Below are 19,669 nucleotides of genomic sequence, written 5' to 3'. Positions count from 1 at the left end.
GCGCCTCGTGACGAAGGGCCAGCCGGTCCGGAAGGGTCGCTGACCGGTCCCAACGGAGGAGCGAGCGGCCGACCTCCAGCGGAGTGCTTCGGAGAGGTCGTCTCCGCGGCCTGCTCGCTCGCCATCGACTCCGCCGAGCGTGCTGGGCTCACCCTGGCCACTTTCGCGCGTGACGGGCGCTTAAACCTCTACACCCACCCCGAGTGCGTGCGCGCGGGGTGATGCCCGGAGAGGGACTACAGCAGCTGGCACTCGTAGACGCGCAGGTTGTCACACAACCCGCCCGTGCAGGCCAGACCCCTCGCGTACCAGCCCGAGGGCAGGCTGTACGTGTTGGGGAACTCCTCGGAAAACTGTCGATCCGCCCAGCGGCACGACCCAGTGCCGCGGTTGGTGACCTGCGTACACTGGATGGAGATGTCGTCACAGTGCGCGCCCCGACAGACGAGCCCCGTCATCCACCACCCCGCACTGCAGGTCCGGTAGTTCGTTCCTTCTTCGGAAAAGTAGCTCGTCCAGTACGTATCGCTGAAGGTCGCGCCCGCCGACGCGCAGTAGGCGCCCACGTCGTCGCAGTTGCCTCCCACGCACCTCATCTGGTTGATGAGACTTCCGGCGCCGCACCCGATGGGTGGGAACTCCTCGGAGGTGTTGATCGTCCAACCGTTGACGACGCCCTGCACAAGCGCCGGGAAGTTCACCTCGTTCTCCGGAGGCTCGGGCGGCAGCTCATCCACCGACTCCGCACCGCCACACGCCAACCCGAGAGCAGTCAACGCCCCTACCGCCACCGCGAACAATCCACTCCGTGTATTCATGTTCCGTATTCCTCAGGATGAGAAATCACAACCAGGAGCCGAGCCCCCGCGAAGGTCGTGGCGGTCAGCGGAGGACGTTCTGCCGTCCGATGACCCTGCCTCTTTGTTCGAGCTCCTCTTGTTCGAGATGGGGGAGGCGGAAGCTGTGATTGGCCTGCACTCCAAACAATGCGACCGAGAGGTAGAGCGCGTGCAGGATCAACGACACTGCTCGAATCCCCTCGGTGCCTTCGAGGAAGCGGGCTCGCGGCCCGACACGAGGCCCCCGGATGTTCGAAGGTGGAACGGCGCGGGCGAGAGCGTGGGCGCCCCCTGTCATGGCCCCTACTCCTCCGCTGCTCGAGTCACCCCGGAAACCCTCGGTGGTTCAGTCTCGACCTCCAAGATGCGCGGCAAGTGCGCGGAGACCTTCCCCAGCGCATGCCGCACGCCGCTCATGCCGTGTTCCCACAGGCGCGAGTGCCCCACGCACTCACTGCCCGACCGACTGGGGCATCTTCGAGGGCTGCATGGAGACCGTGTAGCACCCTCAAAGAGGTCCTCCGGGCACGGTGCCTTTTGAAGGCGTGGGATAGAGAGGAGGGCTGCTGAGGGGGCCGCCCGAGTTGTGCGATCGAACCCGCTTTCCCGACGACGTCACTGCTCGATCCGACCGAGGAAGCCGGAGATGTCGGCGGCGATCTCGTTGGGATACTCACCGTTGATCGCGTGCGACGCTTCGGAATAGACCTTGACCTCACCGGGCTCGAGCAGCCGACGAGCCGTCTCAGCCCCCTCGGCGGAGTCGTGCATGCCGGAGGCGCCGGCGATGATCGCCAGCACCGGGATGTCCAGCGCGGTGAGTTGCTCTTCGGTGATTCGAACCGGACCCGAGAGCTTCGACGCGTACGACTGCATGCCGGCTTCGATCATCACGGCCACAGGTACGTCCTCGACCGGCGCCCCGTTCGCCGTCCAGCTGGCGAAGCTGTCGCGCCACGCCTTGGGGAACCAGCGCACGCTCGCCGGTATGCTCCGGACGATCGCTTCCACAGAGAGGTTGTTGAAGGTCATGATCGGGTCGAGCACGGTGACACTGGCGATCTTCTCCGGCTGACGGACGGCCAGATTGATCGCCGTCCACCCACCGATCGACATCCCGAGGAGATGGACCTTGCTCTCGGGCAACGCCAGCAGGACTTCGTGCAGCCATCGAGCATGGTCATCAGCGCTGGTGATCGGTCGGGACTGAATGCTCATCCCAGGCTCGCCGAGGAGGTCGATCGTGTAGAGGCTGCGAACACCGAGCAGGGCCGGCATGTTGTCCGCCCAGACAGGTGACGCTGACGCCCTGCCGGGCAACAACAGCAGCGGTACGGCAGCGGGAGCGGCTCCGGCGAAATGATAAACCCGTACCACCCCGTACGACGTGCGGAGGTCGAGCGTCCGATCCGGTTGAGGCATGTCCGCCATCGCGCGGTTGTACGCCACGAGAAAGCGGTCCTGAGACGCTGCGGAGATGAAGTACCCGACCGGAGACGGGCTGCGCAGCGCGAAGCTCATGAGCAGTCCGAGGCCGGCGAGGATGCCTCCGGCGGCGAGCCATCGGCGACGTCGCCGACGCCGGGGATTCGGGTCTGCTTGATCGCTCCACACCGCGCCCATGGATTCCTCCGGCACTCGCAGCATGTACTCGGTCTCCACGAAGTTGAACAGCTTGCTCGTGTCGAACTCGACGGTCCCCGTCCCGGCTGGAAACACCCTCGCGGTGGAGACGCCCGCCGGCGCCGGCCGTCTGTGCCCTGCGACGCCCGGCGCCGGATTTCGACGTCGGCCCTGATTCACAACCTGACTCCCGAGGGGTGAGTGCATCGCTCCAGCCCTCTCGGGCAACCCAGCGTTGGGATGAATGCAACCGCGGACGATTCATTCAGGGGGGAAAACACATGCCGTGGAATGACACGGGCCGCGGCCGGCACCCTACCTAGATTCCGCCTGGAGGCCCCCAGTCATTACCCCGCCAGACACGATGAACTACAACCTCGCGCTCCCGTTCCATCGCAACAGTATCGAGTCCCCGGACAGACTGGCGCTCTCGGCCGATGGCGAAGAGCTGACCTATCGCGAGCTGGCGACACTGGCCCGGCGGGTCGCGCGCGTCCTGGCCACCGCGCTCGATTCTGGTATCCAACATGAGAGGCAATGGCGTGTCGGAATCCTGGCATCGCGTAGCATCGAAGCCTGTATCGGTGTCCTCGGTGCGACATGGTCTGGCGCGACGTATGTCCCCCTGGGCTCGAGACTTCCGGAAGAGCGGCTGCGGACCGTGCTCTCGCTGTGCCACCTCGATGCCCTGATCACCGACGCCGAAGGCGCACGCCTGTTGTCGGAGCGCGTGCTCGAGGCCAGTCCCAACCTGCTCCTCGTGCCGGATCCAGCCGTCCTGAAGAAGACACCCGCGATGCACGGCAAGCGCATCCATGGGCTCCGGGCGTTGCCGGATGCCAGGGCGCTCGATGCCCCCGCCCACGTGTCGGCGGACGATCTGGCCTACATCGAGTTCACCTCGGGAACGACCGGTGTTCCGAAAGGGGTGATGATCTCCGCGGGAGCGGTCCATCACTACCTGACGGTGATGATGGACCGCTACAGGTTCACGCCCGAAGACCGTCTCCCCGAGACCTGCGAGCTGAACTTCGACGTCTCGGTCCACGACATGTTCCTGACCTGGGGCGCTGGCGCGTCGCTGCATGTGCTGCCGCGCAACCAGATCATGAACTCGGTCAGGTTCATCCGTGACAAGCAGTTGACCGTCTGGGTCTCCGTTCCATCGATCATCGGGTTGGCGCAGCGGACACGGGCGCTGCGCCCGGGCGTGCTCCCCAGCCTCCGCTGCTCGATGTTTGGCGGTGAACCCCTGTCGGTGGCCGCCGCGAGGGCGTGGGCGGAAGCGGCGCCCAATAGCGTGATTGACAACCTCTATGGGCCCACCGAAGCCACCGTCACCTGCACGGCACTGTGCTACAGCACGCATCCCATCCAGACCCCCGGGCGGGATGTGATCGCGATCGGCATGCCCTTGCCCGGTACGCGAGTGGCGATCGTCGACGAGTCACTGAACTTCCTCGGTCCCGGCCAGGAGGGAGAGCTGGCGGTTGGCGGGCCACAGCTCGCGCGAGGCTACCTGGGAGCGCCCGAGCTCACGGCGTCCCGGTTTCCGACGATCGATGGCAGACGTTGGTACCTGACGGGCGACCTTGCCCGCCGCGACGAAGCCGGTTGCCTGCATCACCTTGGCCGCGTCGATCATCAGGTCAAGATCCTGGGCAACCGGGTGGAGTTGGAGGAAGTCGAGGCGCACCTGCGCGCCGTCACCCAGGCCGGGTTCGTGGCCGCGCTGGCCTGGCCCATCCAACAAGGAGCCGCCCGGGGAATCGTCGCTTTCGTCAGCGGCGAGATGCCTCCCGTGCGGGATGTCCTCGCCCGGATGACGCAGCGGCTGCCGGAGTACATGGTTCCTCATCGCATCGAGCGGCTCTCCGACATGCCGCTCAGCCCGAACGGGAAGGTCGATCGCAAACAACTGCGGAGCCTGCTCGAGGCGGAGAGCCGATGAGCGCCACCCTGACTTCCAGCGCGGCTGTTCCGGCGAAGGCACCGGAGAGCGGGCAACCCGGCATCCGGCGCCTCTTCGCGATGGAGGCCAACGCCCGGATCGTCGAGTTCGCGCGGACGACCCTCGGCCGCCTGCTGATCATCCTGGGCTTCGGGACGCTGCTGTCCCTTCAATACTCCTGGCGGTACTGGCTTCCGGTGATGCTCGGCGCCGCCGCATGCGCGTATGTCGCGGAGCATCGGATGAAGCTGGTCGCGTTATCGACCTTCGCCGTGCTCGCGCTCGATCCCTTGTGGTTCAACTCGCTCGACGCCGTGAAGGGACTGGCGAAGAACGCGGGCATCGAACATCCGAAGGCCGTTCCCTTCCTGGGGTATGGCGCCACGCTCTCGGTCTTCGGGCTCGCGACCGCGCTGCTGGCGCTCCGCCAGCGGTTCAGCGACTCGAAGCTCGCGCATCGGCCGGTACTTCTGTTGCTGGGAATCTTCTCGCTCCTCGTGGCGGCCGCGACCGCCACCACGGGCCATGTCGAAGGAATCGCGTTGTGGGCGCTGGCCATGACGCTGGGGGCCTACTTCTGGTTCATCTGCTACGCACTACACGACCAGGGCTCCAGGAAACCGGTCTCCGTGGTCGAGCACCTCGGACTGTTCCGGCCGTTCTGGGGCTCGACCAGCGTTTCCTTTGGAAAGGGCGCGGCCTATCTGGCGAGATTCGAGGCCAGGACCGCCGAGGAGCTGGCGGTGACCCAGCTCAAGGGCCTCAAGCTGCTGCTCTGGGCGCGCGTGCTCCTGTACGCCCGGGAGGCCTGGAGCACCCTTGTCCACCAGGAGCTGGGTATTCCCTGGTTCGCCGAGGCCATCGCCTGGCTCACCGGGGGAAGGAGCTTCAGTCCATGGACCGGCTGGGCGAGCCTGGTGCTCTCCAGCGTCGACCTCGCCCTGGGGATGGCGATCTTCAGCCATACGATCATCGGCTCGGCCCGGATCGCGGGATTCCGGCTGCCGCGGAACATGTGGCGTCCCCTGGAGGCACGCTCGCTCGCGGAGTTCTGGAACCGGTATTACTTCTACTTCAAGGAGTTGCTGGTCGACTTCTTCTTCTATCCGACCTTCCTGCGGTGCTTCAAACGTCACCCCCGGTTGCGGCTCTTCTTCGCCACCTTCATGGCCGCCGGAGTGGGCAACGCGCTCTTCCACTTCATGAGGGAGATCGACGAGGTCATCAAGCACGGCTGGTATGGCGCGGTGGCTGGATACCAGAGCTACCTGTTCTATTGTCTGGTTCTGGCGCTGGGGGTGGGGATCTCACAGAGCCGCCAGAGGAAGAGTCGACCCGGCGGTTCGTTCGTCAGGCATTGGGTGCTCCCTTGCACCGGAGTCTGGTTCTTCTTCCTGGTTCTGTATGTCTTCGGACATGAAGACAGAACGCTCTCCCTGTCGGAACGCTTCAGATTCCTGTTCTTCATCTGTGGAGGGACGCATGAGCGGTGATGCGAAACAGAGAATCCGGGGCTTCATCGCCGGCCTGGTGGAGGGGCATGCCGGCAACACGGTCTTCTCGGACTCCGAATCGCTGTTCCAGAGCGGACGACTGGACTCGATGTCGGCCGTGGAGCTGGTGACGTTCCTCGAAACGGAGTTCGGCATCGATTTCGCCAACGTCGACTTCGACATCGCGATGCTCGATTCGGTCGATTTGATCGAAGGATTCGTCGCCCCGATGCTGCGTCCAGCGGCGGGAGGCATGTCGGCCAGGCGTTGAGAGGGAGCGACGCGGAGACGCCTGAACGCCGCCCTGCTTGGCAACGGACCCCCCTTGTACACAACCACAGTCATTCGCTCTTTACTGTACTGATCGCAATGCGTGGGGGGCGGTCCCCCCAGCCCCAGGTGCCCGGTGATTGGCACCTCAAAGGGCCCCGGGTTCCGAGAACCCGAGACCCTTGAAAGATGCTGGTGGACCGAGGTCAGCGCTTCGGGGGAAGGACGTTGGCCGGGAAGTCCCCCATCATGTTTCCTGGAACCACATAGTTACAGACGACATACGTTTCGAACCACCTGGCGCCTTTCCCCTGGACGATGGCACAGCCGAGCCTGGTGCTGTTCTTCCAGACAACCTGCGTGAAGTGGCCGGTGGTGCTAGAGAAACCAGGGTTCGAGAAATTGTAATCCTTGATCTCGTTGTACCAGGATTCGACGGCGGCGGCGGCGGCCTTCTCCCCACCAGGCAACGCCCCTGATGTCGCACCCCAATAGAGGTTCTCACCGTGATCCTGGAGCCCTGCGTGGCCATGGGAGAGGCCGTCCCTCTGCGAGACAAGGTTCGCGCGGCTCTTCGCGTAGTTCGCGACCGCGGCATCCCACTTCATGGGAGGAACGCCATGCTTCGCGCGGAGCTTGTTGTGTACGGCGAGGATCTGCGCCTCGAAGGCTTTGACTCTGGCCGCATCCGGCATCGGGAGGGGTGCGCGCGCGAATGCACTGGGAGCGATGAGCACCAGCAGGGTGATCAAGGTCAACACGACACGATGGGCACGCATGGTCTGTAGCTCCTGGTGGGCAATGGACGACGACTCCAACCCACCCACCTACCACACCGTCAGCGAGGCGGGCATCCGGCCTCAGCCGCCACGCTCGCCTCCTCCGCTCCCGCTTCGGGAGTGGGCTGCTGGGGGTGGCGGGGGGCAAGCGTGGCCGTGCCAACTCTGGCGGTGCTGCAAATCGTGGTGCTGGAGGTGGTGGCGCTGCGCCGGGCCAGGCCAAGGCTGGAGCCGCTCCCGGGGATGCGGGAATGCGCGCAGAAACAGCTGCCGCGGTCTCCTTGGAAGTGGAGCTTGCGCGGGCCGAGGGGGCGCCGCGCTACGGCTTCCACTCACCCGCCACCTGCCGGGTGGCGACGTTGAGGCGGTTCCAGACGTTGATGTTGGCGATCGCGAGGACCAGGGCCGCAAGCGCCGGCTCGTCGTAGTGCCGGGCGGCCTCCTTCCAGAGCTCGTCGGGTACCGGATCCGCCCGGTCGCTGAGGCGGGTGAGGGCCTCGGCCAGCGCCAGCGCGGCGCGTTCGGCGTCGTTGAAGTAGGGCGCGTCCCGCCAGGCCGCCACTGCGAGGATGCGCTCGTCCGTTTCGCCCGCCTTCTTGAGCAGGCGAGGGTGCCCGTCAACGCAGACGCTGCAGCCATTGATCTGACTGGCTCGCAGATGGACGAGCTCGAGCGTCCGATACGGCACGCCGCCCTTTTCCACGGACGCCCCCAGGGCCTGCAGGGCCTTCATGGCGTCAGGAATGAGCATCGCGGGGTTCTTCATTCGTGCTTGCATGAGTGTCTTCCTTCGGGTGTTCCAGGGGTCATCAGGTGCTTCAGTGGTATGTAGGATCGCGACGAGGGAATGTGACCGGTGACCGGAAAAAGGGTTGGCCGGGTGATTCGAGGCGCGTGGAGCGTCACGTCCCCGCCTTCGCGAGCGCGTAGGCACCGATCCTCGCCGCCGCCGGCTCGCCCGTCACGGCTCCGAGAACGCGGCTCGCGGGCCGGAGAGCCCACGACGTGACAGCGAGCCCGAGGATCACGAGCGGAACGATCACCTTCACCGCCGGATCGCCCACCGCGGCGTGCGAGAACGCCGCCCCGGAGAGGGCAAACGCGATGCCGGCGTAGGCCCACTCCTTCAGACGGGGTAGCCGTGGCGCGAGGAGGACGAGGCCGCCGAGCACCTTCCACGCCCCGAGAATGGTGGCGAAGTAGGCCGGGTAACCGAGCTCGGCCAGTCCCCGCAGCGGGACTTCGGCATGGGACAGATTGGCCGCGCCTCCCGAGAGGATGCAGAGCGCGGTGAGGGTGGTGGCCATCCAGTAGACGGCGCCGCGGGCGTTCATCAGGGTCATCCGTGACTGCATGAGTGCTCTCCTCCGGAAGGATTCCGGTGTCGTTGCGGAACTGGACTGCCGGGCATCCGCCTGCCCGTCACATCCGGCTGGTGTTCTTTCGTTCGTCACCGCTATGTAGAAATGCGACGAGGGAATGTGACGGATGGACGAAAAAAACGGGTTGGCGGAGCGGTTCGAGTCCCACAGACCCCACCTGCGGGCCGTGGCCTACCGGATGCTCGGCTCACGGAGTGAGGCGGACGATGCGGTGCAGGAGTCCTGGCTCCACCTCACCCGCGCGGACACGAGCGGAATCGAGAACCTGGGGGGATGGCTGACGACGGTCGTCGCGCGCGTGTGCCTGGGCATGCTGCGCTCGCGGACGTCCCGGCACGAGGAGCCTCAGGGCGCGCAGGTACCCGAGCCGATCTCGAGCGACAAGGACGGGAGCAACCCCGAGACCGACATGCTCCAGGCGGACTCGGTCGGTCTCGCGCTGCTCGTGGTACTCGAAAAGCTCGTTCCCGCCGAGCGGGTCGCGTTCGTGCTGCACGACATGTTCGCCGTGCCCTTCGAGGAGATCGCTCCCATCGTGGGACGCTCTCCGGCCGCGGCGAGACAGCTCGCGAGCCGCGCGCGCCGCCGGGTACAGGGAGCAGACGCGGTTCCCGACGTCCCCCTCACCCGCCAGCGAGAAGTCGTCGACGCCTTCCTCGCGGCCTCGCGCGCCGGTGACTTCGACGCGCTTCTCGCGGTGCTCGACCCGGAGGTGGTGCTCCGAGCCGACAGCACGGCCGTGTCCTTCGGTTCACAGAGCGAGCTCCGCGGTGCGCATGCCGTGGCCAACAACTTCAAGGGGCGCGCCCAGGCCGCACGGCCGGCGCTCGTGAACGGAGACGTGGCAGCCGTGTGGGCTCCGGGCGGAAAGCCGCGTGTCGTCATCGACATCACGGTGGCGCACGGGAAGATCGTCGAAATCAACCTGCTCGCCGACCCCGAGCACCTTCGCCAGCTCGACCTGGCGATCCTCGATGCCTGACGAGCCAGGCGGCGTTGCGGCGCGAGCCTGCGGAGTCTTGAAACCCTGCCACGAGCCGGTGTGCTGGTGCAGGGGCTTGCCGTTGCGCTCCTCGAGGAACCACCCGAAGCCATAGGGATGGGAGGCGCCGCTATCGAGCTTCACGGGCGCTGGCCGCCTCGGCGGCGCGGAGCGTGAGCTCATCCTTCAGGGACGCGTACTTTCGCTGCCGAAGCCGCATACGTATTCCTTCCAATGTCACACGCTTGTTGCCGTTCGTGGATGTGCTGGGCCCGAGGTGGCAACCACGTACGTATTGACACATCGGCACTCGATTCGAGAAAATCAATCAAATCATGAAATACGAAAAATTTTCCAATTTTGATGTACTGCCTGATCGTTCCCTGGAAAGGCCTCGCCCACGTCTGGTCTGGCGGTCGGGGCGAGCCGGGGTGCCGGTCTTCATGTTGGCGCTCGCCGCGACCACGCTGACGTTGTCCTCTGCCCCAGCCCTGGCCCAACCGCCCGAGCAGATCGTCAATGGCACCTTCGACTCCGGCCATGCTCCCTGGTGGGGTACCAGCAACATCACTCTCGACTCCAGCGGCGGCGAACTTTGCACGGACATCCCCGGGGGGACCGTGAACCCCTGGGACGTGATCATCGGCCAGGACAACGTTTCTCTCGTCGCCGGAGAGACGTACCGGTACAGCTTCGTGGCCACCGCGACGTCTGACTTCTCTGGCAGGGCGCTGATCCAGCTCCCCGCCGACCCGTGGACGCAGTACCTGGCTGTCTATCCGCAGCTGACCGCGGAGGCCAACACGTACACGTACACCTTCACCTCGCCGGTGAGCCTGCCCAACGCGCAGGTTGCCTTTCAGATGGGCGGCAGTGCCACGCCGTGGCGCTTCTGCGTCGACAACGTGTCCCTGACGGGGGGCGCCCCGCCTGATGTCTACAAGCCGGACACCGGTCCCCGGGTACGGGTCAACCAGGTGGGCTATCTCACCCACGGTCCGAAGAACGCGACGGTTGTCACCGAGGCCACGACCGCGCTGCCGTGGCGGCTCGTCAACGGCTCCGGCACGGTGGTGGCGAGCGGTCTGAGCACTCCTCGCGGCGTGGACGTCAGCTCTGGCCAGAACGTCCACTCCATCGACTTCAGCGGGTACGTCGTGGCTGGAGCCGGATACACCCTGGTTGCCGACGGTGAGACCAGCCGCCCGTTCGATCTCGGCGGCAATCTCTACGGTCAGCTGCGCGACGACGCATTGAAGTTCTACTACCCGCAGCGCAGTGGCATCGAAATCCTCGAGAGCTTGAGGCCGGGCTACGCCCGTCCCGCCGGTCACGTCGGGGTCGCGCCGAACACGGGTGATACGGCCGTGCCGTGTCAGCCAGGCGTCTGTGATTATACGCTCGACGTGTCCAGTGGCTGGTACGACGCGGGCGACCATGGGAAGTATGTGGTCAACGGCGGCATCTCGGTCTTCCAACTCATGAATGCGTTCGAGCGGGCGAAGTTCGCCCGGACCGCGCAGCCGTTCACGGACGGTCAGCTCGCCATCCCGGAGAGCGGGAATGGTGTGCCAGACATCCTCGATGAGGCGCGCTGGGAGATGGAGTTCCTGCTCCGCATGCAGGTGCCCGCGGGTCAGCCGCTGGCCGGCATGGTCCACCATAAGGTGCACGACGATTCATGGACCGGCCTGCCGCTGCTGCCCCACCTGGACCCCAAGCGGCGCGAGCTGCACCCGCCGTCGACGGCCGCGACACTCAACCTCGCCGCGACCGCAGCGCAGGCGGCGCGCCTGTTCGCCCCCTACGACCCGGCCTTCGCGCAGCGGAGTCTGACGGCGGCACGGACGGCGTGGGCCGCGGCGGTCGCTCACCCGGCGATCTACGCCAACCCGTCCGATAACATCGGCGGAGGCGCGTACGAAGACTTCGATGTCAGGGACGAGTTCTATTGGGCCGCCGCGGAGCTCTTCCTGACCACCGGTGAGGCGCGGTTCCGTGACTTCGTGCTGGGTTCGCCGATGCACACCGCTGACATCTGGACCGAGCAGGGCATCTCCTGGGGGGCGGTCGCCGCGCTGGCACGCATGGACCTGGCGATGGTGCCGAGCAACCTGCCGGATCGTGCCGCGGTGCGGCAGTCCGTCGTGGCGGGCGCCACGAAGTACCTGAACACACTCAACGCTCATCCGTACGGGCTGCCCTATGCGCCCGCCGACAACATGTTCGTATGGGGCTCCTCCAGCCAGGTCCTCAACAACATGGTTGTCATGGCGACCGCGTATGACATCACCGGCGACAAGCGCTTCGTGGAGGGTGTCGCGCAGGGCATGGACTACATCCTGGGCCGCAACGCCCTGAACATCTCCTACGTCACCGGCTACGGTGAGGTGAGCTCGCGGAACCAGCACAGCCGGTGGTATGCGCACCAGCTCAACCCGGCTCTGCCCCACCCGCCACGGGGCTCTTTGTCGGGTGGTCCGAACTCGTTCATCCAGGATCCGATCGCCCAGCAGAAGCTGACGGGCTGTGTGGCCCAGTTCTGCTACATCGACGACATCGAGTCGTATGCCACGAACGAGCTGACCATCAACTGGAACGCCCCTCTGGCCTGGGTCGCCGCGTTCCTCGCCGGTCAGGGTGACGGGGCGGCCGAGCCCGCCGCTTCCTGTCAGGTCAGCTATGTCAAACAGGACGAGTGGAGTGATGGCTTCAACGTCCAGGTCACCCTCCGCAACACCGGAGCCAGCGCGATCAACGGCTGGACCCTGCGCTGGTCGTTCCTGGGTGGACAGACCGTCACCCGCGCGTGGAGCGTGAACGCCAGCCAGTCCGGCGCCACGGTCAGCGCGACCCACCTGCCATGGAACGCCCACATCCCACCTGGCGGAGCGGTTTCCTTTGGCTTCATCGGAGCTCCGGCGATGGGGGCGAATCCCGACCCGGCGCTGTTCACCTTGAACGACGCCGTCTGCCTTATCCGGTGAGAGAGCCCCAACGCCATTCGGGGACCCCGAAGCCGCATGGGGTCCCGGATGAGAGGGCGGAAGCTGTCCTGACGTCAGGTGCCCTGGCGGGCCGGGGCGGGGGCCGGCACGCGCGCCCCCCGGATGCCGTCGAAGGCGTAGAGCGCCACCGCCGTCCACAGGCAGGCGAAGGTGATGGCATGGCGCGAGGTGAAGGTCTCACCGTAGACGAGCACCGCCAGGGCGAGCTGCAGCGTGGGCGACAGGTACTGGATGATGCCCAGCGTCGAGTAGCGCAGCCTCCGCGCGGCCAGGGCGAACCACAGCAGGGGCAGCGCGGTGGCCACGCCGCTGCCCACCAGCAGCAGGGTTTCTCGCGGGGTGGAGCCCAGCACCGGCTGCTCCCAGCCGCCCAGCAGCAGCAGGCCGAGCCCCACGGGTGTCGCCAGTCCCGTCTCCACCACCAGCCCCGTGAGTGACTCCACCGGCGCCAGTTTGCGCACCAGTCCATACAGGCTGAAGGAGCCCGCCAGCGCCAGCGCCACCCACGGCACCAGTCCCAGCCCCATCGCCAGATTGAGCACCCCCAGGGTGGCCAGCGCCACCGCCCCCACCTGCAGTCCGCGCAGCCGCTCGCCCAGGAGGAGCCGGGCCAGCACGATGTTGACCAGGGGGTTGATGTAGTAGCCCAGGCTCGCCTCCATCATCCGGCCGCTGTTGACGGCCCAGATGTAGAGGCCCCAGTTGAGGGAGATGAGGGTGGTGGTGAGCAGCAGTGCCGCCAGGGCTCGGCCGTTGCGCAGCACGCCGAGAATCTCGGACCAGCGCCGGCGCAGCGTCAGCAGCCCCGCCACGAAGAGGAACGACCACACCACGCGGTGGCACACCAGCGCCACGGGTGGCACGTGGGACAGCTGCTTCCAATAGAGGGGGAAGCACCCCCAGGACACATAGGCCCCGAAAGCATAGGCAAAGCCCGACAGACGCCCGGCCGCCGGAGAGTCGCTGGACATGGTGCTCGCTTCTTTCTGCCCCCTGGCGCCGCGCTACATACCAGCGGTCCGGCTCGGGTGCAGCGTCATCGCACCCGCCCCAGGTCACATCCATCATGCCCGCACAGCGCGTCTTGACATCATGCATCATGACGGCAAGTGTGCCGCTCCCGTGTGTTTCCGGTCGCGCGGCGTTCCCTCCGGCTCCCCTCTGCGCTCCGGTGATGGGAGGCCTCACGGTACAGGGGCGATTGGGGAGGGGCCGGAGTGGTCGTGGTGTGTGATCGAGCTTCGTGACGTGAGCAAGGTGTACGGGCGAGACGTAGCGGCGTTGCGGAACGTCTCCCTGCGGGTCGCTCCCGGAGAGGTGTACGGCGTGCTCGGACAGAGCGGCGCTGGCAAGTCCACGCTCATCCGCTGCGTCAACCTCCTGGAGCGTCCCACTTCCGGCCAGGTGTGGGTGGATGGCCGCGACATGATGGCCCTGGATCCTCGGGAGCTCCGTCAGGCCCGGCAAGGCATCGGGATGATCTTCCAGCACTTCAATCTCTTCTCCTCGCAGACGGTGGCCGGCAACGTCGCCTATCCGCTCGAGGTGGCGGGCTGGGAGCGAGCGCGCATCCGTGAGCGTGTGGGCGAGCTGCTGGAGCTGGTGGGACTGTCGGACAAGGCCCGGGCCTACCCCGCGCAATTGTCCGGGGGCCAGAAGCAACGGGTGGGCATCGCCCGGGCCCTGGCGCCGCGGCCCCGCCTCCTGCTGTCCGATGAGGCCACCTCCGCCCTGGATCCCGAGACGACACGCTCGGTGCTGGAGTTGCTGAGGAACATCAACCGGCAACTGGGCCTCACCATCCTGCTCATCACCCACCAGATGCAGGTGGTGAAGGACATCTGCGACTCGGTGGCGGTGCTGGAGCGGGGGCAGCTGGTGGAACAGGGCAAGGTGCTGGAGCTGCTCGTGCGGCCGGGCACGCGGTTGCACGAGCTGTGCTACGCACCGTTCGCCGCGCGGGACTGGCGGGTGAGCCCCGGAGGCCGGCTGGTGGAGGTGAACTTCAGTGGCGAGCGAGCCACCCAACCCGTCGTGACCCTCATGGCACGCCGCTTCGGTGTGGATGCGAACCTCCTGGAGGGCTCCTTGGAGCGAGTCGCCGGAACCCAGGTGGGCCGGCTCCTCTTCGAGCTCACCGGGACACAGGAGGCGATGGAGCAGGCGCTCCAGTTCCTCCGGGAGCAGGGCCTGGCGCCCGAGGTGCACGCCCATGTCTGACGAGTTGCTGCAATCGCTGTGGGTCGCCACCGTCGAAACGCTCTACATGACCTCGGTGGCCGCCGTGCTGGTCCTGTTGGCGGGGTTGCCGTTGGGGGTGCTGCTCGTCATCACGGACCGGGGCGGGTTATGGGAGAGGCCGCTGTTGAACCGGGTGTTGGGAACGCTCGTCAACGTGGGCCGCTCCGTCCCCTTCATCATCCTCATGGTGGCCATCGTCCCACTGACCCGCCTGCTGGTGGGCACCACGATCGGCACCACCGCGGCCATCGTGCCCCTGGTGGTGGCGGCCATCCCCTTCATGGGGCGTGTGGTGGAGCAGAGCCTGCGGGAGGTCGAGCATGGGCTGGTGGAGGCCGCCATCGCCATGGGCTCCACACACCGCCAGGTCATCCTCCGCGTCCTCATTCCCGAGGCCCTTCCATCGCTCATCCGCGGCACGGCGCTGATGATCATCAGCCTGCTGGGCTACAGCGCCATGGCGGGGGCCGTGGGCGGAGGTGGACTGGGTGACCTCGCGGTCAAGTACGGATACATGCGCTTCCGCACGGACGTCATGCTGGGGTGCCTGGTGGTACTGCTGGTGCTCGTGCAGCTCGTCCAGTTCGTCGGCGATGGCTTCGCCGCCCGCTTCAACCACACGGCTTCCCGCTCCGTTCGCGCCCGCGACTGATTCACTCCCCGAGGATCCAACCATGAAGAACCCTCTCCAACTGCTGCTCCTCACGCTCCTGCTCTCCCCGGTGGCGCTGCTGCCCGGTTGCAAGAAGTCGGATCCCCCCGCCCCCGAGGGCAAGGGTGCCCGCACGTTGAAGGTGGGCGTCAACCCCGTGCCCCACGGGGAGATCCTGCGCGTGGCCGTCCCCCTGGCCGCGCGCGAGGGGGTCCGCGTCGAGGTGGTGGAGTTCACCGACTACATCCAGCCGAACATCGCGCTGGCGGACAAGCAATTGGACGCCAACTACTTCCAGCACGTGCCCTACCTCGAACGCTTCAACGCCGATCGCAAGCTGGAGCTGGTCAGCGTGGGCGCGGTGCACCTCGAGCCACTGGCGCTCTACTCCACCCGGCACGCGAGCATCGAGGAGCTACCCGAGGGCGCGCGGGTGACCATTCCGGCCGATCCCACCAACGGGGGCCGGGCGCTGCAATTGCTGGCCCAGAAGGGACTGCTCCGCCTGAAGGAAGGCGTGGGCGCCGCCGCGACGGTGAAGGACGTGGTGGACAACCCCCGGCGGCTGGAGCTTCGGGAAATCGATGCCGAGCAGCAACCGCGCACCCTGGAGGACGTGGCCGCCGCCGTCATCAATGGCAACTACTTCCTCGAGGCCCAGAAGAACCTCCGGCTGGATGCCAAGGTGCTCGCCATCGAATCCGCCAAGGGCAACCCCTATGCCAACGTGCTCGCCGTCCGGAAGGGCGACGAGGCACGGCCCGAGGTGCGCACGTTGATGAAGGCGCTTCAATCCGAGGAGGTGCGACGCTACATCGAGTCCACCTATCGTGGAGTGGTGATTCCGGCTTTCTAGGCGGCCCACCTGAACCGTCAGGCCCGGCCAGCCACCTTGGCTGCCCACCACCGAAGCCCCACGAAGAGGAAGCGCCAATCCTTCAGGAACTCGGGAGGCTTGCCCTCGAAAGCGTGGCCCACGAACTGGAAGGTCCAGCCCACCACGAAGAGGCTGGCGGGGACCTTCCAGAGTCCTGGGACGAAGGGCGCGACAACCGCGAACGGCACCGAGGCGGCGATCATCGGAATGCCGAGGGTGTGACAGAAGCGATTGACCGAGTGGGTATGGCTCTTCGAGTAGGCCGCGATCCACTCCGCCGACGTGCGATTGCCGAGCATGCGCTCACGCTAAGCACGGCCTGGAATGACAGGCGGACCGCGCCCGAAAGCCAGGCCGTGCCTCTAGCTGGCAGGCATGAGCATTCCCCGCACGGCCCCCTCTATTTGACCACCTCCACCGTGGCCGTGGCGCTCGCCGCGAGGCCAAAGTCCTCCTGATGGAGTTGCAGGTCCACGGTGTGGCGCCCGGATGCGCTCACGGGAATGGACTTCGTCATCGTGAAGGTGAAGGCGCCGCCTGGAGGGAGGTTCACGCCCCAATCGGACCAGGCCGTCTCCCACGCCGCCGGCTGGGTGGACACGAAGTCGTACCAGACCCAATTGCACGAAGCGGAGTCGTTGTTGGTCACGTCCACCGTCCAGGTGACCGACGTGCCCGGGGCCGCCGTCACCGTGCCCGGCGAGAGCCTGAGCGTGGGGGGCGACGGAATGCAGCGCTCGACGATCTTCATCATGCTCGTCCCCTGCACCGTGTAGCCATCGCGGGTGACGTCCACTCCCACGGTGTAGAGCCCTGGCTCCACGCGATAGGGCACATACGTCTGGAGGGTCACGTAGGCCGTGCTCGACGCGGCGATCGTGAGCTGCGCGGGCAGCGGGTCGGAGCTCCATCCGTCCGGGATGATGGCGCCGAGTTGGAAGCGGCTCGGGCCGCACCCCGTCGAATCCTTGTTCGTGAGGGCGATTTCGAACTCCGGCCGGCCTCCGGGCGAGTCGGTGGCCGAGAAGGAAGTCACCCTCACCTCGGGAGGCGCCCGCACACACGGCTTGTCGCCATACCGGACGTGCACCGTGAGTCCCGCGGATGTCGCCGAGCCCACCGTCACGGAGAGGTTGCTGTACGGGTCGTCCCAGGTCCTTCCCGGCAGCAGGGCCGGGTCGCTCCAGGACGTGGTCTCCGGCGTGAAGTCGACCAGGTCCGAGCCATCCCTCGTCACCTCGTCTTCGTAGTGCACGAGCGCGCCGCCGAATACCTGGGGAGCCAGTGTCTCATCGTAGGGGCCCACGGGTTGGCGGTATTCCAGCCACAGCCAACCGCCGCTCGTGGAACCACGGCGCACCTTGAGGGCCTTCAGCCCTCCGGATGACACCACGGGCGCGAGCGTGAAGGTGCCGTCCACGCCATCCACCTCGGCCACGGAGGCCGGCTCCAACCAGCCGATGCGTGCCTTGTCCTGTACCGAGTAGTGACCCAGGTTCCAGTAGCCCATGGTGGAGAAGAGGTTCCCGTACTCGGTGAGGACCCCCTGGGCGCCAAGGTATCCGAGCGGCTCCGCACCGAAGTCGCGCGAGCGCGCGTGATTCAGCGAGAGGTTGTGTCCTGCCTCGTGCGTCACCAACTCCACGGCCCTGTCGTGTTGGCCCATGAACCTGGCGACGAGCCATGCAGTGGACCCGGAGACCGTGCCGTCCGGCGTCGGCAACGCGCCGCAGGACAGCGTGGCCAGCCCCGCGTAGAAACAACCCTCCTCGGGCTCGGGGTGGACGATGAAGATGCGGTCATACCGGGTGAAGTCCACGTCCGCGTCCGCCGCCCGCAGGGCCGCGCTTCGCATGGCATCGGTGTCGTTACAGGAATAGGCACGGTCCAGCGTGTACCAGCCCACCACGTCACCCGTCGTGCTGGTGCGGCCCTCGGACACCTCCTGCCAGAAGCCGGCCAGCGAACGACGCGTGGTGGAAAAGAAGACCTCCCGCATCCCTTCCGGAGTGATGGCCGGGACCGGCATGCCCGGGAACGCCGCCAGGATGACCAGGCTGCGTTGCACACCCGTGACGCCACAGGTCCCGGCCGCGGCGTGAAGGGCCGCCGCATGGGTGTCCACCTCGACCTCCTCGGCGACGAGCTGATGGCCCACCCGCCGCCCGCGAAGCCTCAGTTTCAATCCACTGCGTAGCCCCTCCGGCGCTCCCCGGCTGAAGACCACCGGGTGACGCTGGTTCCCCTCGATGAGGAAATACGCCAGGCGCGACTCCCGGAGCGACGGAGAATCCACCACGAGGACCTCCAACTCCCCTTCCCACTCCTCTCTCGGAACCACCTCGTCCGCGCGCGGTGCAGCGCCCCCATGCTCCTGGGGAGAGGACACCTGCGTGCTACAAGCCGCGAGCCACATCGCGGCGACCATGCTCCACATCCGGGACATTTCGCCTCCAGCCAACGGCGGCCCGGCACGAAGACACACCCGGTGACCGCCGCGCGCCTTCTGCCCCCGATCGCGCACGGTTGCAACGTTCCTTGGTAATGTCGCTTCCGGACTCAAAAGGGGGATTCTCGTGCTCGCGACTCGCTTCACCGAACTCGTGGGATGCCGTGTACCGATTCAATCCGCGGGCATGGGCGCCGTGGCCACGCCCGAGCTGGTGGGGGCGGTCTCGGAGGCGGGCGGGCTGGGCATGCTCGGTGCTCCACTGCTCACAGCGGCGGAGCTCGCCGAGGCGCTGGAGCACCTGCGCGCCCGGAAGGTCGGCCCCGTGGGGGTGACCTTCATCATCTCCTTCCTCGAACGGGCCTGTGTCGAGGTGGCGGCCTCACGCGCGAAGGTGGTCGAGTTCTCCTTTGGTCCGCCGGACCGGGGCCTCGTGGACCTCGTCCACGCGGGTGGGGCGCTGGCGTCCTGGCAGGTGGGCTCCCGCGAGGAGGCGCTGGCAGCCGTCGAGGCGGGGTGTGACTTCATCATCGCCCAGGGCGTCGAGGCCGGGGGGCACCTGACGGGGCGCATGAGCCTATTCGCCCTGCTGGAGGAGGTGCTCGACGTGGTGAAGGTTCCCGTGCTGGCCGCAGGCGGTATCGGCTCTGGGCGGACGATGGCCGCCGCGCTGGCCGCGGGCGCCTCCGGGGTGCGGCTCGGCACACGCTTCGTGGCCTCGCGAGAGGCCAACATCCACCCGATCTACGCCGAGAAGCTCCTCCAGGCGCGCGCGAAGGACACCGTCTTCACGAATGCCTTCGACCTGATGATGCCGGGCATCCCGCACCGGGTCCTCCGCTCGTGCATCGAGGCAGCCGAGGCCTTCCAGGGGGACGTCACTGGCGAGCTCGTGATGGGCAACCTGCGGATGCCCCTGCCACGCTGGTCCGTACCGAGCCCGACGCGGCAGACCACGGGCGCCATCGAGGCCATGGCACTCTACGCGGGGGAGTCGGTGAGCGCGGTGAAGTCCCTCCAGCCCGCCGCGGAGATCGTGAAGGAGTTGGCCGAGCAGGCCGAGCAGCACTTGCGCCAGGCGGCCAGGCGCCTGGGTCAGGGGAGCTGACGCCCGCGGGTGGGG

18 protein-coding genes are annotated in these 19,669 nt (G+C 66.8%); 10 read left to right on the top strand and 8 right to left on the bottom strand.

Going from position 1 to position 19,669, the window contains the following annotated elements:
- Window positions 1–39 precede the first annotated feature (39 nt).
- Complete coding sequence (locus NR810_RS36220) at window positions 40–222, top strand: formate dehydrogenase accessory sulfurtransferase FdhD (RefSeq protein WP_257459276.1); 183 nt, start codon at window positions 40–42, stop codon at window positions 220–222.
- A gap of 14 nt (window positions 223–236) precedes the next feature.
- Here NR810_RS36220 and NR810_RS36215 read toward each other — a convergent pair whose 3' ends face one another.
- Both NR810_RS36215 and NR810_RS36210 read right to left on the bottom strand, forming a co-directional pair.
- Window positions 237–818, bottom strand: coding sequence for a hypothetical protein (locus NR810_RS36215; protein WP_257459237.1), 582 nt, complete (start codon window positions 816–818; stop codon window positions 237–239).
- 636 nt (window positions 819–1,454) lie between these two features.
- Window positions 1,455–2,486, bottom strand: coding sequence for an alpha/beta fold hydrolase (locus NR810_RS36210; RefSeq protein ID WP_257459236.1), 1,032 nt, complete (start codon window positions 2,484–2,486; stop codon window positions 1,455–1,457).
- Window positions 2,487–2,826: 340 nt separating this feature from the next.
- On the opposite strand from NR810_RS36210, the gene NR810_RS36205 reads away from it, so the two are divergent.
- From NR810_RS36205 to NR810_RS36195, 3 genes are read left to right on the top strand one after another with little or no spacing between them, the layout of a single operon-like run.
- Complete coding sequence (locus NR810_RS36205) at window positions 2,827–4,413, top strand: amino acid adenylation domain-containing protein (RefSeq protein ID WP_257459233.1); 1,587 nt, start codon at window positions 2,827–2,829, stop codon at window positions 4,411–4,413.
- The gene (locus tag NR810_RS36200; protein ID WP_257459232.1) at window positions 4,410–5,906 is read left to right on the top strand and encodes a hypothetical protein; all 1,497 of its coding nucleotides are present in this window, start codon (window positions 4,410–4,412) and stop codon (window positions 5,904–5,906) included. Before NR810_RS36205 ends, NR810_RS36200 begins: the two co-directional genes overlap by 4 nt.
- Window positions 5,896–6,177, top strand: coding sequence for a phosphopantetheine-binding protein (locus tag NR810_RS36195; RefSeq protein WP_257459231.1), 282 nt, complete (start codon window positions 5,896–5,898; stop codon window positions 6,175–6,177). Before NR810_RS36200 ends, NR810_RS36195 begins: the two co-directional genes overlap by 11 nt.
- A 205-nt stretch (window positions 6,178–6,382) precedes the next feature.
- On the opposite strand, the gene NR810_RS36190 is transcribed toward NR810_RS36195, so the two are convergent.
- The 3 genes from NR810_RS36190 to NR810_RS36180 form a co-directional block, all read right to left on the bottom strand.
- The gene (locus NR810_RS36190; protein ID WP_257459230.1) at window positions 6,383–6,955 is read right to left on the bottom strand and encodes a CAP family protein; all 573 of its coding nucleotides are present in this window, start codon (window positions 6,953–6,955) and stop codon (window positions 6,383–6,385) included.
- Window positions 6,956–7,274: 319 nt separating this feature from the next.
- Window positions 7,275–7,733 (bottom strand): carboxymuconolactone decarboxylase family protein, encoded by a 459-nt coding sequence (locus NR810_RS36185; RefSeq protein ID WP_257459229.1) that lies wholly within the window; start codon window positions 7,731–7,733, stop codon window positions 7,275–7,277.
- Between the two features lie 124 nt (window positions 7,734–7,857).
- Window positions 7,858–8,310, bottom strand: coding sequence for a DoxX family protein (locus tag NR810_RS36180; protein WP_257459228.1), 453 nt, complete (start codon window positions 8,308–8,310; stop codon window positions 7,858–7,860).
- Window positions 8,311–8,443: 133 nt separating this feature from the next.
- Between NR810_RS36180 and NR810_RS36175 the strand changes: the two genes are divergently transcribed.
- Both NR810_RS36175 and NR810_RS36170 read left to right on the top strand, forming a co-directional pair.
- Window positions 8,444–9,319 carry a sigma-70 family RNA polymerase sigma factor gene (locus tag NR810_RS36175; protein WP_257459226.1) on the top strand — a complete coding sequence of 292 codons (876 nt, stop codon included), beginning with the start codon at window positions 8,444–8,446 and terminating at the stop codon, window positions 9,317–9,319.
- A 443-nt stretch (window positions 9,320–9,762) separates the two neighbouring features.
- A complete protein-coding gene (locus NR810_RS36170) occupies window positions 9,763–12,306 on the top strand; it encodes a glycoside hydrolase family 9 protein (RefSeq protein WP_257459224.1) in 2,544 nt (847 codons plus the stop codon).
- A 74-nt stretch (window positions 12,307–12,380) separates the two neighbouring features.
- On the opposite strand, the gene rarD is transcribed toward NR810_RS36170, so the two are convergent.
- The gene (rarD, locus tag NR810_RS36165; protein WP_257459222.1) at window positions 12,381–13,298 is read right to left on the bottom strand and encodes an EamA family transporter RarD; all 918 of its coding nucleotides are present in this window, start codon (window positions 13,296–13,298) and stop codon (window positions 12,381–12,383) included.
- 259 nt (window positions 13,299–13,557) lie between these two features.
- Here rarD and NR810_RS36160 point away from each other — a divergent pair, with 259 nt between their 5' ends.
- The 3 genes from NR810_RS36160 to NR810_RS36150 are packed head-to-tail and all read left to right on the top strand — an operon-like array spanning window position 13,558 to window position 16,076.
- Window positions 13,558–14,547 (top strand): methionine ABC transporter ATP-binding protein, encoded by a 990-nt coding sequence (locus NR810_RS36160; protein WP_257459221.1) that lies wholly within the window; start codon window positions 13,558–13,560, stop codon window positions 14,545–14,547.
- Complete coding sequence (locus NR810_RS36155) at window positions 14,540–15,220, top strand: methionine ABC transporter permease (RefSeq protein ID WP_257459219.1); 681 nt, start codon at window positions 14,540–14,542, stop codon at window positions 15,218–15,220. Before NR810_RS36160 ends, NR810_RS36155 begins: the two co-directional genes overlap by 8 nt.
- Before the next feature lie 22 nt (window positions 15,221–15,242).
- Window positions 15,243–16,076: a MetQ/NlpA family ABC transporter substrate-binding protein gene (locus NR810_RS36150; protein WP_257459217.1), complete on the top strand. Its 834-nt coding sequence runs from the start codon at window positions 15,243–15,245 to the stop codon at window positions 16,074–16,076.
- Between the two features lie 17 nt (window positions 16,077–16,093).
- Here NR810_RS36150 and NR810_RS36145 read toward each other — a convergent pair whose 3' ends face one another.
- Window positions 16,094–16,396 (bottom strand): DUF962 domain-containing protein, encoded by a 303-nt coding sequence (locus NR810_RS36145; protein WP_257459215.1) that lies wholly within the window; start codon window positions 16,394–16,396, stop codon window positions 16,094–16,096.
- Between the two features lie 101 nt (window positions 16,397–16,497).
- Window positions 16,498–18,543, bottom strand: coding sequence for a hypothetical protein (locus NR810_RS36140; RefSeq protein WP_257459212.1), 2,046 nt, complete (start codon window positions 18,541–18,543; stop codon window positions 16,498–16,500).
- A 130-nt stretch (window positions 18,544–18,673) separates the two neighbouring features.
- Here NR810_RS36140 and NR810_RS36135 point away from each other — a divergent pair, with 130 nt between their 5' ends.
- Window positions 18,674–19,654 carry an NAD(P)H-dependent flavin oxidoreductase gene (locus NR810_RS36135; RefSeq protein WP_257459210.1) on the top strand — a complete coding sequence of 327 codons (981 nt, stop codon included), beginning with the start codon at window positions 18,674–18,676 and terminating at the stop codon, window positions 19,652–19,654.
- Window positions 19,655–19,669 lie beyond the last annotated feature (15 nt).

Origin of the sequence: Archangium lipolyticum (genome assembly GCF_024623785.1) — a bacterium.
Lineage (GTDB): Bacteria > Myxococcota > Myxococcia > Myxococcales > Myxococcaceae > Archangium > Archangium lipolyticum.
Note: the sequence above shows the minus strand (reverse complement) of the source record. Positions and strands in the feature narration are given on the sequence as shown.

Bases quoted from the DNA above. Each gene is read 5' to 3' on its own strand.
- NR810_RS36190 (WP_257459230.1), bottom strand. From the start codon at position 6,955: ATGCGTGCCCATCGTGTCGTGTTGACCTTGATCACCCTGCTGGTGCTC.
- NR810_RS36210 (WP_257459236.1), bottom strand. From the start codon at position 2,486: ATGCTGCGAGTGCCGGAGGAATCCATGGGCGCGGTGTGGAGCGATCAA.
- NR810_RS36185 (WP_257459229.1), bottom strand. From the start codon at position 7,733: ATGCAAGCACGAATGAAGAACCCCGCGATGCTCATTCCTGACGCCATG.
- NR810_RS36170 (WP_257459224.1), top strand. From the start codon at position 9,763: ATGTTGGCGCTCGCCGCGACCACGCTGACGTTGTCCTCTGCCCCAGCC.
- NR810_RS36200 (WP_257459232.1), top strand. From the start codon at position 4,410: ATGAGCGCCACCCTGACTTCCAGCGCGGCTGTTCCGGCGAAGGCACCG.
- rarD (WP_257459222.1), bottom strand. From the start codon at position 13,298: ATGTCCAGCGACTCTCCGGCGGCCGGGCGTCTGTCGGGCTTTGCCTAT.
- NR810_RS36205 (WP_257459233.1), top strand. From the start codon at position 2,827: ATGAACTACAACCTCGCGCTCCCGTTCCATCGCAACAGTATCGAGTCC.
- NR810_RS36180 (WP_257459228.1), bottom strand. From the start codon at position 8,310: ATGCAGTCACGGATGACCCTGATGAACGCCCGCGGCGCCGTCTACTGG.
- NR810_RS36150 (WP_257459217.1), top strand. From the start codon at position 15,243: ATGAAGAACCCTCTCCAACTGCTGCTCCTCACGCTCCTGCTCTCCCCG.
- NR810_RS36215 (WP_257459237.1), bottom strand. From the start codon at position 818: ATGAATACACGGAGTGGATTGTTCGCGGTGGCGGTAGGGGCGTTGACT.
- NR810_RS36145 (WP_257459215.1), bottom strand. From the start codon at position 16,396: ATGCTCGGCAATCGCACGTCGGCGGAGTGGATCGCGGCCTACTCGAAG.
- NR810_RS36195 (WP_257459231.1), top strand. From the start codon at position 5,896: ATGAGCGGTGATGCGAAACAGAGAATCCGGGGCTTCATCGCCGGCCTG.
- NR810_RS36140 (WP_257459212.1), bottom strand. From the start codon at position 18,543: ATGTCCCGGATGTGGAGCATGGTCGCCGCGATGTGGCTCGCGGCTTGT.
- NR810_RS36175 (WP_257459226.1), top strand. From the start codon at position 8,444: ATGGACGAAAAAAACGGGTTGGCGGAGCGGTTCGAGTCCCACAGACCC.
- NR810_RS36155 (WP_257459219.1), top strand. From the start codon at position 14,540: ATGTCTGACGAGTTGCTGCAATCGCTGTGGGTCGCCACCGTCGAAACG.